This is a genomic window from Cohnella hashimotonis (genome assembly GCF_030014955.1).
GTDB lineage: Bacteria > Bacillota > Bacilli > Paenibacillales > Paenibacillaceae > Cohnella > Cohnella hashimotonis.
Window position 1 is genome coordinate 6836385 of sequence record NZ_JAGRPV010000001.1, and the last position, 13412, is coordinate 6849796.

General features: G+C 62.1%; 10 protein-coding genes. 2 read left to right on the forward strand and 8 right to left on the reverse strand.

Features of this window, described 5'->3' with window-relative positions; all coding sequences use genetic code 11:
• The 8 genes from KB449_RS27155 to KB449_RS27190 form a co-directional block, all read right to left on the reverse strand.
• Nucleotides 1-705 (reverse strand): PIG-L deacetylase family protein, encoded by a 705-nt coding sequence (locus tag KB449_RS27155; RefSeq protein ID WP_282911359.1) that lies wholly within the window; start codon nt 703-705, stop codon nt 1-3.
• Nucleotides 702-1688: a GNAT family N-acetyltransferase gene (locus KB449_RS27160; protein ID WP_350356245.1), complete on the reverse strand. Its 987-nt coding sequence runs from the start codon at nt 1686-1688 to the stop codon at nt 702-704. The genes KB449_RS27155 and KB449_RS27160 overlap by 4 nt, the downstream gene beginning before the upstream one ends.
• Nucleotides 1689-2563: 875 nt before the next feature.
• The gene (locus tag KB449_RS27165) at nt 2564-3937 is read right to left on the reverse strand and encodes an anhydro-N-acetylmuramic acid kinase (protein ID WP_282911360.1); all 1374 of its coding nucleotides are present in this window, start codon (nt 3935-3937) and stop codon (nt 2564-2566) included.
• A 37-nt stretch (nt 3938-3974) separates the two neighbouring features.
• Entirely contained in the window at nt 3975-4835 is an 861-nt protein-coding gene (locus tag KB449_RS27170; protein WP_282911361.1) for a carbohydrate ABC transporter permease, read from the reverse strand.
• 19 nt (nt 4836-4854) lie between these two features.
• Nucleotides 4855-5757, reverse strand: a complete 903-nt coding sequence (locus KB449_RS27175) for a carbohydrate ABC transporter permease (protein WP_282911362.1) — start codon at nt 5755-5757, stop codon at nt 4855-4857.
• 102 nt (nt 5758-5859) lie between these two features.
• Nucleotides 5860-7323, reverse strand: coding sequence for an ABC transporter substrate-binding protein (locus KB449_RS27180; RefSeq protein WP_282911363.1), 1464 nt, complete (start codon nt 7321-7323; stop codon nt 5860-5862).
• A 63-nt stretch (nt 7324-7386) separates the two neighbouring features.
• Entirely contained in the window at nt 7387-8301 is a 915-nt protein-coding gene (gene murQ / locus KB449_RS27185) for an N-acetylmuramic acid 6-phosphate etherase (RefSeq protein WP_282911364.1), read from the reverse strand.
• Nucleotides 8302-8510: 209 nt separating this feature from the next.
• Nucleotides 8511-9374: a MurR/RpiR family transcriptional regulator gene (locus KB449_RS27190; protein WP_090116962.1), complete on the reverse strand. Its 864-nt coding sequence runs from the start codon at nt 9372-9374 to the stop codon at nt 8511-8513.
• 248 nt (nt 9375-9622) lie between these two features.
• On the opposite strand from KB449_RS27190, the gene KB449_RS27195 reads away from it, so the two are divergent.
• Together KB449_RS27195 and KB449_RS27200 are read left to right on the forward strand one after the other, a co-directional pair.
• On the forward strand, nt 9623-10903 hold the full coding sequence (locus KB449_RS27195; RefSeq protein WP_282911365.1) for a 6-phospho-beta-glucosidase: 1281 nt from the start codon (nt 9623-9625) through the stop codon (nt 10901-10903).
• 1309 nt (nt 10904-12212) lie between these two features.
• On the forward strand, nt 12213-13235 hold the full coding sequence (locus KB449_RS27200; RefSeq protein WP_282911366.1) for an N-acetylglucosamine kinase: 1023 nt from the start codon (nt 12213-12215) through the stop codon (nt 13233-13235).
• Nucleotides 13236-13412 lie beyond the last annotated feature (177 nt).

Sequence of the window (13412 nt, forward strand, 5' to 3'; positions counted from 1 at the left end):
TTACAGCTCCGATTGACGCAGTCGCAGCGTTTCTTCGGGGACCATGAACGTCTCCGCATACGTCTTGCGCGCTTCGATGCCGCGTACGCGGGCGAGATGCTTGTAGTACTCCATGTACGGGAACGACTTGCTGCCGGTCACGAACCAATGCGTCGACAGCGCCTCGATCCACAGGTCGTATGCCGCCTGATCGAAGTCCACGTAGACGTATGGGCGATAGTCGACGGCGTCCTCCCAATTTTCCGCATAGTAAAGCTTGCCCGCGAAGGCCGCCGGCAGCTCCCTTTCAATGGAAGGCAAACCTGCGAAAAAGCGCGCGTCGTTGACGATCCGGTGCGTCGTCATATGGTCTTTGTGCATGCTGTTTTTAAAATGCGTGATGATGATGCTCGGACGCACCTTGCGAATGACGTCGCATACGCGCCAACGGATCGCAGCGTCGTCCGGCAGCTCGCCGTCCGGAATGTCGTCGAACACGATCGCTTCGCCGCCAAGCAGGTCCGCGAACGCATGCGCTTCCCGAATTTTCTGCAACCGGTAATCCGCCATATCCTGACCTGCTGGCACGCCGCGTTCGCCCGGCGTGAGCGCCAGCGTCACGATGCGGTCGCCCTTGAGCGAATGACTCGCGAGCACGCCGCCCGCCGTCAATTCCATATCCCCTACATGGCCCCCGATGGCCAAGATCGTCTGCTTGTCGCTCATTGTGTTAGCTCCTTCCGCATGATCGCGAATTGACGTACCGTGTCGAAGCCGGCCTTCTCGTAGATTCGAATGGCCGGATTGCTGCTCCCCGTGAAAAGCGACATATAATCGGCGCCGACGTCGCGCAGCGCCTCGCACAGCTTGAAGAACAAAATGCTTCCGAGCCCGCGGCCCTCATGGTCCGGATGGACGCCGATGCCGGCGAAGTAGCCCCGGCCGTTGTCCTGCCGCACGACCGGCCCCGCGAAGCCGGCCGCCCTGCCTTCGCGGTCCGCGGCGATGACGACGGGCACGCCGTCCGCGGCGCAGGCCGCGATCTCGCGCTCCCAGGCGGGATTGGCGAGACCGGCCAGCATGTCGGCCAGCCCGGCGTGCCTGCGCGAATCGAACAGCTCGACCGCGTAGCCTTCCTCCGCGGCCTTGTCCTCCTTGGCCCGGATGTCGGCAGGGATCGCGAAGTCCGCGAGCGGCCTGTACATGGCGCACTGACGCGCCCGGTCGATGTAGCCCGCGCTTATGAGGAAGCGATACAGCCCGGAGTCGGCCGGTACGCCCGGCGCGTTGTTGTGCTCGTGTCCCGGCGTGCCAGGTATGTACCAAGGCAGGCGCATGGGGTTGAAAAAAAGCAGCTCGGATTGGCGCTTGTCCAGCGCTCGGAAGCGCGCTTCTATCGCCTCGAGCAGCGCCGTCCGGTTCGCGTCCGAGCCAAAGCCATCGGCCAGCACGATGCAGGTGACATAACCGGCCGTCTCGCCGAGCGGCAAGTCGTCTCCCGTGCAGCCGCAGGAGAAGCCGCGAACCTGACCATCGTCCAGCAGCACGAACGCGCAGGCCGGATCGAAGTACCGGTTCGCCGTGAAAATCTCCGCGAAGGTGTCTCGCGTCAGCTCCTTATACCCGTCGCGGACGGCAGCCCCGTTCCAAAGCGCCACGACCGCGTCGACATACCGGTCCTCCCATGTTGCCACCAGCAGATGCTCCATAAGCCGCACCTTCTTTCATCTAAGTAGCCGCTTCCATCGTCGTCCTCGGGGAAGACCGCGGGAGACGCAGGCCGGCCTCGATGCGCGCAAGTATGTTCACGCTTCATCTCCGGCAGTGCCGCAGACGCGTCATAAATACGCATAAGCTCGCAGCTTGCCCAACCGACCGTCTCGATCGCGACACGTGTGCACGCTGAGGTCCCGCTCACGCTTCATCCCCGGCAGTGCCGCCGTCGCGTCCTTTACACACATAAACTCACAGCTTGCCCGACCAACCGTCTCGGTCGCGACACGTATGCACGCGGAAGTCCCGCTCACGCTTCATCCCCGGTAGTGCGGCCGGTGCGTCCTTTACACACATAAACTCACAGCTTGCCAGACCAAATGTCTCGGTCGCGACACGTATGCACGCGGAAGTCCCGCTCACGCTTCATCCCCGGTAGTGCGGCCAACACGCCATGTATGCAGACACGCTCAGCGTTCAATCGCAACTGGCTCGTCGTCTCACCAAATATTAGCGCTTTGCCAGTGACCCACTTGTCCGTTAAGCGCTTCATTCTGATCGCGAACTGCACATCGTCTATCCACCGCACGCGGTCGTCACTCCGCATACCTGCATTTATGCAGGTATTTTTGCGCACCCCGATATTCGGATTTAAATAAATGCAAATATGCAGTTATTTCCTTCGGTTTGGCACGATTCGGGTCAAAATATCGAAAATAACTGCATATTTGCTCGCCCGGCTGGTGGTCGTGCGAGGGAAAATACCTGCATATTTGCAGGTATTGCTCGTCCCGTCCTCCGATCCATTCGCGGGCGCGCGGCTGCTGCCACCACATTGTCCTGACTGCATACAAGAGCGGACAACGTTCGCTCAGTACGAGATCTTCCCCAGCACCGCCGGTCGCGCCGCGCCCGTCGCCGCCGGCAGGTTGGCCGGCTGCCGCGCCATCGCGTAGTCCGCGAGCAGCGCGAACGCGATCGCCTCCTTCGCGTCGCTACTGCCGCCGACCTCCTCCTGCGTCGCCACGGCCACGCCGCGCGCCGCCATCTCGGCGGCGAGATCCCGCATCAGCACGGGGTTGTAGCTGCCGCCACCGCCGACGATCATGAGATCCGCGGCATGCCTGCCCGCGATAAACCGGTCGTACGCGTCGCCGATCGACCAGGCGGTCAGCTTCGTGACCGTGGCCGCGAGATCCGCGTCCGACAGACCGAGCTCGCGGCCGTGGCGCACGATCCGCTCCACGTAGTCCGCGCCGAACCGCTCGCGCCCCGTCGACTTCGGCACGGGCAGCGCATAGTACGCGTCCTGCCGAAGCTCGCCCAGCAGCGTCTCGCTCGCGCTGCCCCGCGCCGCCAGCGCGCCGCCCGCGTCCATCGCGAGCGCGCCTCCCGTCACGAGGCTCGCGACGCCGTCGATGAGCATGTTGCCCGGCCCCGTGTCGAAGGCGAATACGTCCTCCGGGCCGCAGCCCGCAGGGATGACGGTGACATTGCCGATGCCGCCGATGTTCTGCAGCAGCAGCGTCCGGTCCCGCTCCCGGTAGAGCAAATATTCCGTGAACGGGACGAGCGGCGCGCCCTGTCCGCCGACCGCGAGATCCGCGGGGCGGAAGTCCGACACGCACGGAATGCCCGTGCGCGCAGCGATGACGGCGCCTTCGCCGATCTGCACGGTATAGCCGGCTTCGGGCGCATGATAGATCGTCTGCCCGTGCGAGCCGACAACCAACACGTCCGCGGGCGACAAGCCCGCCGCGCCGATGACCGACAGCGCCGCGTCCGCGTACAGCCGCCCGAGCCGGACGTTCATCGCGCCCACCCGGTCCACCGTCGCCCGCGCCGGATCGAACAGCTCGAAGATCTCGCGCCGCACGTCCGCCGGGTACGGCTTGTTCTCGAAGGCGAGCAGCCGCACCTCGATGCGTTCGTCGCCCGGCATGCCCAAGATCTCGACCGCCGCGGCGTCGATCCCGTCGACGGAAGTGCCGGACATCAGGCCGACCGCGTAACGCCGCGGCTTCTCCGTGAATCTGCCCGCCCCCGGATCTGAGGCGCCTCGCCGCGACGGCTCGTCCTCGTCCCGTGACATGTCCGGTCTCGGGCCGGGGGCGAACCGTAGCGGGTGCTCCTTCTGCCCGCCGCTTCCAGACGCCCCGCCGGCCTCGCGGCGTGCAGCCGCTACAGCCGGGGTCTCCGCAGCAGTCCCGTCCCGCTCGTCCGCAGCTTCACCGCTCCCCGGCATCGCCGTTCGCCGAGTCTCTCCCTTTTCCCCCGCCATATCAGCCCTTGACCGCGCCGACGGTGACGCCTTCGAGGAAGTACTTCTGCAGGCTGAAGAACAGGATGAACATCGGCACCGCCGAGATCGTCGCGCCCGCCATCATCGGGGAGAAGTAGGTCGTGTTCGCGAAGCGGAAATTCTTGAGGCCGACCTGGATCGTCTGCATATCCATCGTGTTGGTGACGAGGAACGGCCAGAAAAACGTGTTCCAGCTGTCCATGAACGTCAAAATCGCGATGACGGCCATGACCGTCTTGGACAATGGCAGGATAATCCGGAAGAAAATCTGGAATTGACTGCAGCCCTCCACCTTGGCGGACTCCATGATCTCGGTCGGGATGCTGCTCATGAACTGCTTGGCGAGGAAAATGTTGTACACCGTCACTAAGCCCGGGAGAATAAGCGCGCTGAACGTATTTTCGATATGGAACGTGTTGACGATCAGAATGTACAGCGGCACCTGCGTCACCTGATACGGGATCATCATCGCCGCGAGCAGGATGGAGAAGAGTACGCCCCTGCCCTTGAAGCGCAGCTTGGAGAACGCGTAGCCCGCCATTGTCGCGAAGAAAACGTTGGTGACCGTCACGGCGCCGGCGACGATCGTCGAGTTGAGAATCCAGCGGTACGAGTACTCGCTATAGTTGAAGAAAAAGGAATACGACTCCAGCGTGAACTTCCCCGGCCAGAGGGAATAGCTGACGGCCCCCGCCTCGACCGGATCTCCGAACGAGGAGATGACCATGAAGTAGATGGGGAACAGCGTCGCCAGCGCGAAGAGCAGGAGAAGGACGACAATCACGGTATTGCGCGCGGTCTTGCCCGCCCGGCTGCCGGTATGGTTATTGTATAGTGACATCTGCGGTTGCCTCCTTCCCCTAGTAATCCACGTCTTTGCCCAGGAACTTGAACTGGAACAGCGAGACAAGGGCTATGATAAGCGCCAATATCAGAGATTGGGCCGCGGCTTTGCCGAATTCAAAGTACTTGAAGGCATTGTCGAAAATGAGCAGGCCGACCATCGTGGTCGCGTGGTCCGGTCCGCCGCCGGTCATGAGATACGCGTTCTGGAACACCTGGAACGATCCGATCACGGCCGTCACGAGCAGGAACAGCGTCGTCGGCTTGAGGCTGGGCAGGACGATGTGCCACAGCTTCTGCAGGAAGGACGCGCCGTCCAGGTCCGCCGCTTCGTAGTAGCTGTCGTCGATGCCGAGCAGGGCGGCCAGGTAGATGATGATGCTCGCGCCATGGCTGGACAGCCAGGCCATGATGACGAGCGAGAACATCGCCGTGGCGCTCGAGCCGAGCCAGTTCTGGTTGTGCGCGCCGAACCAGCCGATGAATTGGTTGAAAATGCCGCCCGGCATCGGATCGAAGATCCACAGCCAGACGAGCGAGAGCGCGACGCCTGAGGCGACAACGGGCAGATAGTACACCGCCTTGAACACAGTCTGCAGCTTCTTGCGCAGCGGCAGGATCATGATCGCCACCAGGAAGGACAGCAGCAGCGCGACCGGGACGGTCAGCACCGTGTAGACAAGCGTGTTTTTGATCGACTTCCAGAACAGGTCGTCCTTGAAGGTCGCCGTATAATTGTCGAAGCCGATGTAGGTCGAACCCAGCGGCTTATATTCCTGGAAGCTGATAAGAAACGCGCTGAAGACCGGGTATGCCGTAAACAGGGCGTACACGATGAGCGCGACCGCGATAAACGCGTAGCCCCATACGCCGTCGCCTTTGATCTTGCGCTTTTTGACCGTTTGTGCCGACTGGGCCATGTGCAGGACTCCTCTCCTCGCGTTCGCGAATGAAGAAGGATAGCCGCATGGGGGTTATTCACGCGGCTATCCGTACGCGAGTGCGTTATTGCGAATGCGTTTCTAATCTTGGACGATGCCGTCCTCGCCGAAGGCGTCGATCGCGGCCTTTTTCACCGCGTCGTACATCTCCTGCGGCTTGATCTCGTTCGCGAGCAAGGCTTGCATCTTCGGAATGATGACCTCGTTCTCGATCTTGATCGCCTTGGCGCCGAGATCGGCCGGGATGTCCGGACGGGCAGGCGCGGCGTGGGAGAGCATTGTCTCGACCGCGGCGACGTTGTCGGCGCTGCGCTCGATCGGCATCGAGGCCGCGGCTTCGCGTCCGCTCTTGGTGATGTGCGCGGCGAACAGGTCGTTGTTCGTCGTGGCCGCCACTTGGCCGCTCGATAGGAAGTAAGCTGCCTTGGCGATGTTCGCTTTATGCTCGGCCGTCGGCTCCTTCTTGCCGCGGAAGGCGACGTAGCCGTCGACGACCGTGTAGGAGACCGGCTCCGCGCCGGCGAAGGTCGGCACCGGCAGGACGATGTAGTCGACCTTGATGCTGTCCTTGACCGCGCTGCCGTCTTTGGCGTCGATCTTCGCGTTGTTCTTCTTCGCGGAGTTCTCGAACGTCGCCAGCCCCTTGCCGGTAATCATCGTCTGGCCGGTCAGGAACATGTTCCAGCGCTTGCCAGCGTCGACGGAACTCAGTTCCTTCGGCATCGAGCCGTCGTCGATCAGCTGGCGAAGGTCCGTCAGCAGCTCGAGATAATTTTTGCTCGTATACGCATACTTCAGTTCCTTGGTAAATGCCGCAGGCATGCCCGCGCTCTTCGCCATGATGCCCAGATAATCCTTGGAGGCGACGCCGGCCGTCGCGAAGACGAAGCCGTAGCGGGAAGTCGCGTCGCCGTTCTTCACGACGCCCTTCTTGATCGCCTCGCGGAACTCGTCGTAGGTCCAGCCGTTTTTCTGAACGTTTTTCCAGTCGATGCCCGCGGCTTCGAGGAATTCTTTGTTGCCGCCCAGGGCGTGGACTTCCATATAGGCAGGGAAGCCGTACAGGCCGGAGCCGTTTTTCATGTACTCAAGCGGCGCGGCGTCGTAGTCGCCCGTCATCTCGGGCGTCGCGACGTCCGTCAGGTCGAGCGCCATGCCCTGCTGCACGTACTTGGCGATGCCGTCGGAGCCGATGAACGCGATGTCCGGCGGACTGCCGGCGTTGACTTGCGTGTCGAGCTTCTGGGTCATGTCTTCCCAGCTGGCGGGCTCGATTTTCAGCGTCAGGTTCGGGTACTTGGCGTTGAAGTCCTTTTCCATCTGGTCGAAATTGTCCTGGTACGTCGGCGATACGGGCGGCAGCAGCGCCGTGATCGTGTCCTTGGCGCCGGAAGCCGCCGAGCCGGATGCGCCGGCCGAACCGGATGCGGCGGAGGACGGGCTGGCCGCGCCGTTATTGTTGTTGTTGCCGCCGCACGCGGTCAGCGCGGATACGGACAGCGTCGCTGCGAGCATGAGCGAGAGTGCTTTGCCTTTGTTCATCATTCGAATGCTTCCTCCTTGGGATGGCCCCTCTATCGGGTGAATGATAAGACTAACGCTTGCCGGTTAAACGACTTGCTTGTGCGCGCGGATCGTCGCCTTGAGATTGCCTTCGAAGCGGGCCAGCGATGCGGCCGCCTCCGAAGCGGCGAGCCCCGTCTCGATCATCAGAATCGCGAGCTTGCAGCTCTGCGATGCCCGCGCCAGGTAATCGGACGCCGTCTCGGCGTCGACGCCGGTCGCGGCCTTGATGATGCGGATCGAGCGATCCTGCAGCTTCTTGTTGCTCGCCTTGAGGTCGACCATCAGATTGTTGTAGGTTTTCCCAAGCTTGACCATCGTCGCCGTCGTCAGCATGTTGAGCACCAGCTTCTGCGCCGACCCGGCCTTCAGCCGCGTGGAACCCATGATGACCTCCGGTCCGACGACCGGCGCGATGCAGATGTCGCATACTTCGCCGAGCTTCGAGTCCTTGTTGTTGACGACCCCGATCGTGGCCGCGCCGATCTCCCCGGCCCGACGGATCGCGGCGATGACGAAGGCCGCGCTGCCGCTGGCGGAGATGCCGACGACCGCGTCCTTGTCGGTGACGCCGATGCGCTCGACGAGCGCCGCTCCCTCCTCCGCATTGTCCTCGAATCCTTCCACCGCTGTCCGAAGCGCCGTATCCCCGCCTGCTATATGCCCCTGCACGAGCTCAGGGTCGACCCCGAAGGTGGGCGGACACTCGGATGCGTCCAGTACGCCGATTCTGCCGGATGACCCGGCGCCAATGTAGAACATTCTGCCCCCGCTCTTGAGCCTGGCATGCAAAACGTCTACCGCCTCCATGATGTTCGGAATTTCTTCCGCCACCGCGGCCGGAACGGCGGCATCCTCCCGGTTGAGAAGATGCAGCATCTGCTCCGTTGTGCACTCGTCGATCGTCCGGGTTGCCGGATTGATCTTCTCTGTGGTTAGACCCGCGAGATATTCGTTCATGGCCATTCTCCTACCCTTTGTTTGTGAGGATCGTCCTTTCATGGATCTATTTAATGCCCCCTCTTGGGGTATATCTTATCGTTTTCGCTTTGGAAGCGTCAATACTTTTTGAAATAAAATTTCATTGTAAAAATTTTTATTGCATTTTTATTTTCGTAAAAGCAACAAAAAAAGACACTGCCGCGCGTGCTCGGCAATGTCTGTAATCGTTATCTGCGGTGCTTGCCCGCTAAAATATTGTGAGTTTTCAACAAATACTTTTTAATATTCGGATATTCCGCGCTCGCTACGCCTGCAAACAGGATGTCGATGACGGTCAGCATGGCGATGCGAGAGCCCATTGCGCCGCTGCGAATCGTTACTTCCGGCGTCGAGATACTGAGCACGATGTCCGCCTTGTCTGCCAGCTCGCTCTTGTTGAACTTGGTGAGGGCGATCGAAGTCGCGCCCGCGCGCTGCGTGATCTCCAGCGCCTCGAGAATCTCGATCGTATCGCCGGAGTTGGAGACGAAAAAGGCGACGTCGCCCTTGCCGAGCAGCGTGGCTGCGGTGAGCTGGCTGTGGCCGTCCGTGTAGGCATGGCACATCTTGTTGATGCGGGAAAACTTCTGTTCGCCGTCCATGCACACAAGTCCCGAGGCGCCGATGCCGAAGAAAACGATCCGGTTCGTGTCGCGCAGCGCCTGGACCGCCTTCGCCACGGCCCCCCGGTCGATGATGCTGAGCGTGTCCTCGATCGACTTCATGTTGTTGTAGGAAATGTTCGAGACGACGACGTTCAGATCGTCCCCGGGCTGGATGTCGGTATACTCGTCCTTCTGCTCTTCGTCCATCGAGCCGACCGACGCCGAGATGCTCACGATAAAGCTGCGGTAGCCGCTGTAGCCGAGCGTCTTGCAGAAGCGCAGCACCGACGCGTCGCTCGTCCGGCTGAACTGCGCGAGGCTCTTGATGGAGAGATGCGGGATCTCTTCCGTATTGGCGAGAATGTACTCGGCCACCATCCGTTCGACCGGCGTCATGCTGTCCTTCATGTCGCGGATCTTGAGCAATATATTGTTCTGGATCGCCATGGTAGGTACCTGCGCATTCTGTCGTATTTTAGTAAATAGTAAGGCCATTTTTTACAAAAGACAAGGGAGCTTCGCGGCATGGGCGCAGAATAGATTTAGAAATAATATTTTGAAATAAATATATCACACTGAAATAAAATTTCTATATTTTATTGTTGGCAGCTAGACCCCGTGCTATAATAGCCGCAAATGAAGGGCCGGCGCTATGAGGACATGCCTTACGGATAGAGGCCCGCAGGAGGAACGTCATGAGCAAGCTGAAAATCGCGATTGTCGGGTCCGGCAGCACGTATACGCCGGAGCTGATCGAAGGCATCATCAAGCGCAAGGGGGTTCTGCCCGTCAGCGAGCTCGTGCTGATGGACATCGACGAACGCAAGCTGAACGTCGTCGGCAGTCTGTGCCGGCGCATGATCGAAGCGGAAAATCTGTCCTGCCGCGTCACGCTGACCCAGGACCTGGACGAGGCGCTGCGGGATGCCGACTTCGTGCTCGCGCAAATTCGCGTCGGCAAGCTGTCCGCCCGCGTGCTCGACGAGAAAATCCCGCTCAAGTACGGCCTGATCGGCCAGGAGACCTGCGGCATCGGCGGCTTTTTCAAGGCGATGCGCACGATCCCGGTCATGCTGCAGATCGCGGAGCGCATGCAGGAGCTGTGCCCGAACGCTTGGCTGATCAACTTCTCCAACCCGGCGGGCATCATCACCGAAGCGCTGCTGAAGCATACCGGCGTGAAGATGCTCGGCCTGTGCAACGTTCCGTATAATATGTACAAGAGCATCCGCGAGACGCTCGCGCTGCCGGACGCCAAGATGACGTATGTCGGCCTTAACCATCTGAGCTGGATTACCGCGATCGAGCACGACGGCAAGGACTATCTGAAAACGGCGCTGGAGCTTGGGCTCAACAGCGAGGCCATGAAGAACATTCCGTCGAGCGGCTTCAGCCGCGAGCTGGTGAACATGGTCGGCGCCATCCCCTCCTCCTACCTGGAATACTACTACTTCAAGGACAAGAAGCTGAAGCTGTTGATGGAAAGCGAGCAGACGCGCGGCGAGAAGTGTATCGGGATCGAAGCCGACCTGCTGCGGATTTATGAAGATGCCGAGCTGCACGTGAAGCCGGAGCTGCTCTCCTCGCGCGGCGGCGCCAACTATTCGGAGGTGGCGATCAGTCTCGTGGACGCGATCTGGAACGACAAGCGCGAGGTGCACGTCGTTAATCTGCTGAACCGCGGCGCGCTGGAATTCATGGAGGACGACGATGCGGTCGAGGTGTCCGCGGTCATCGGCAAGGACGGCGCGGTGCCGGTCGCGGTGCCGGGCTTCGCGAATCGCCACATCATCGATTATATGCGGATGGTGAAGGCGTACGAGCGAGAGACGGTGGCGGCTGCGGTGAGCGGAAGCGAAGACGCCGCGATGCGGGCGCTGCTGATGAACCCGCTGGTTGGCGACTACAACACGGCGCTGTCCTGCTTCGGCGAGCTGAAGGAAGCGCACAAGGCGTATTTGCCGCAATTCGGGTGAGGGTGACACGCGAGGCGGCAGTTCGGTTGAGTAGTGAGGCGCGAGGCAGCGGCTCGGCTGAGTTGCGAAGCAGCGGCTCGGCTGAGTTGCGAAGCAGCGGCTCGGCTGAGTTGCGAAGCAGCGGCTCGGCTGAGTTGCGAAACAGCGGCTCGGCTGAGTTGCGAGGCAGCGGCTCGGCTGAGTTGCGAAGCAGCGGCTCGGCTGAGTTGCGAAGCAGCGGCTCGGCTGAGTTGCGAAGCAGCGGCTCGGCTGAGTTGCGAAGCAGCGGCTCGGCTGAGTTGCGAGGCAGCGGCTCGGCTGAGTTGCGAGGCAGCGGCTCGGGCGGTGGTGGTGAGGCCACGGGGCTGAGGAGACGGGGCTGAGGCGATGGTGCTGAGGCCTCGGTGCTGGGCGACGGCGGCAAGGCTGATGGGTTTGCATGGTGCGCAATGGCAAGGCGGTACGCCGGTTTGGGGAGGTAGCGGCGGGCCGGGTTCGCGCGATAGCGGCAGATTTTGCCGCTATGGCCTACCGGCGAGCCGGTTCGCATGGCGATAGCGGCAGATTTTGCCGCTATGGCCTACCGGCGAGCCGGTTCGCATGGCGATAGCGGCAGATTTTGCCGCTATGGCCTGCCGGCGGCCGGGTTCGCGCGCGATAGCGGCAGATTTTGCCGCTATGGCCTACCGGCGAGCCGGTTCGCGCGCGATAGCGGCAGATTTTGCCGCTATGGCCTGCCGGCGAGCCGGTTCGCATGGCGATAGCGGCAGATTTTGCCGCTATGGCCTGCCGGCGGCCGGGTTCGCGCGCGATAGCGGCAGATTTTGCCGCTATGGCCTACCGGCGAGCCGGTTCGCATGGCGATAGCGGCAGATTTTGCCGCTATGGCCTGCCGGCGGGCCGGGTTCGCGCGATAGCGGCAGATTTTGCCGCTATGGCCTGCCGGCGGGCCGGGTTCGCATGCGATAGCGGCAGATTTTGCCGCTATGGCCTGCCGGCGGCCGGGTTCGCATGCGATAGCGGCAGATTTTGCCGCTATGGCCTGCCGGCGGCCGGGTTCGCATGCGATAGCGGCAGATTTTGCCGCTATGGCCTACCGGCGAGCCGATTCGCATGGCGATAGCGGCAGATTTTGCCGCTATGGCCTGCCGGCGGCCGGGTTCGCACGCGATAGCGGCAGATTTTGCCGCTATGGCCTGCCGGCGGCCCGGTTCGTACGCGATAGCGGCAGATTTTGCCGCTATGGCCTACCGGCGGGCCGGGTTCGCGCGCGATAGCGGCAATTTGGTGAGCAAAGTGTAATGGATTGAAAAGAAATGAGCGTGATACCATGAACGGAGCGGAAGCCGGGAGCGGCTACGTCATCGGCGTTGACGGCGGCAACAGCAAGACCGATTATTTCTTGTTCGACCGCGAGGGCGGCTTCGTTAACCATATTAATGCGGGCACCTGCAGCCACGAACGGTTCACGGACGGCTACGCCGGCGCCCATCGCGAAATGGATGCGCGCATCCGGGAGCTGCTTGAGCCGTGCGGCATCGCGCTGTCGCAGGTCGAGGCCGCGGCGTTCGGCCTGGCCGGCTGCGATCTGCCGACGCAGCAGGAAGAGCTATGCCGGATCGCCGGGCGGATCGGGCTGCGGCAGTATGCCGTGGACAACGATTCGTTCCTCGGCATCAAGGCGGGCACCGAGCGCGGCTACGGCATCTGCTCGGTCAACGGCTCGGGCGCGGTCACGGGCGGCATATCGCCCAGCGGCAAACGACTTCAGGTCGGCGGCATCGGCAGCGAGCTCGCCGGGGACGAAGGCGGCGGCTATTACCTGGGCCGAAAGGTCGTCCGCGCCGTCTATGACGGCTTCTACCGGCTGGGGCCGCCGACCGCGATGGCCGAGCCGGTCATGGCGCTGCTCGGCGCGCCGTCGCGCGAGCGCTTCATGGCATTTGCGGCCGAAGCGGCGTACAAGCGCACGCTCCCCAACACGGAGCTAATGCGCGTGCTGTTCGCAGCGGCCGACGCAGGCGACGAAGCCGCCGTCTCGCTCGTTGCGCACTCGGCCCGGCAGATGGCGCTCTCCACGGCCGGATGCATCGCCCATCTCGACTTCAGTGTGGACAACGAAGTCGAGATCGTTTTGTCCGGCTCGGTCTGGATCAAGGCCGAGAGTCCGCTTATGATGCAGCGCTACATGCGGGATGTGGGCGAGCTGACAAGCCGCCGCTGCCGGTTCCTCCCGCTCGCGGTGCCGCCAGCCACGGGCGCCGTACTGTGGGCGCTGGAGCTGGCCCATGGCGCGCCGGTCGACGCCGACATGCGAAGCAGGGTGCTTAACGGCGTGCAAGCGCGGCTCTAATCGCCACGCGCAGACGGACCCCAGCCCTCTATGCAGAGGCGTGAACGAAATGCTGAATCATCTGATCGCCTGGAGCGCGGCCTTGCAGCCGGCCAACTCCAATAATCCATCCTTGCCGTTGGCTGTACGCAAAAAGCCCGCGACGCGGATTCCTGATCGGAATCGCGTTCGCGGGCT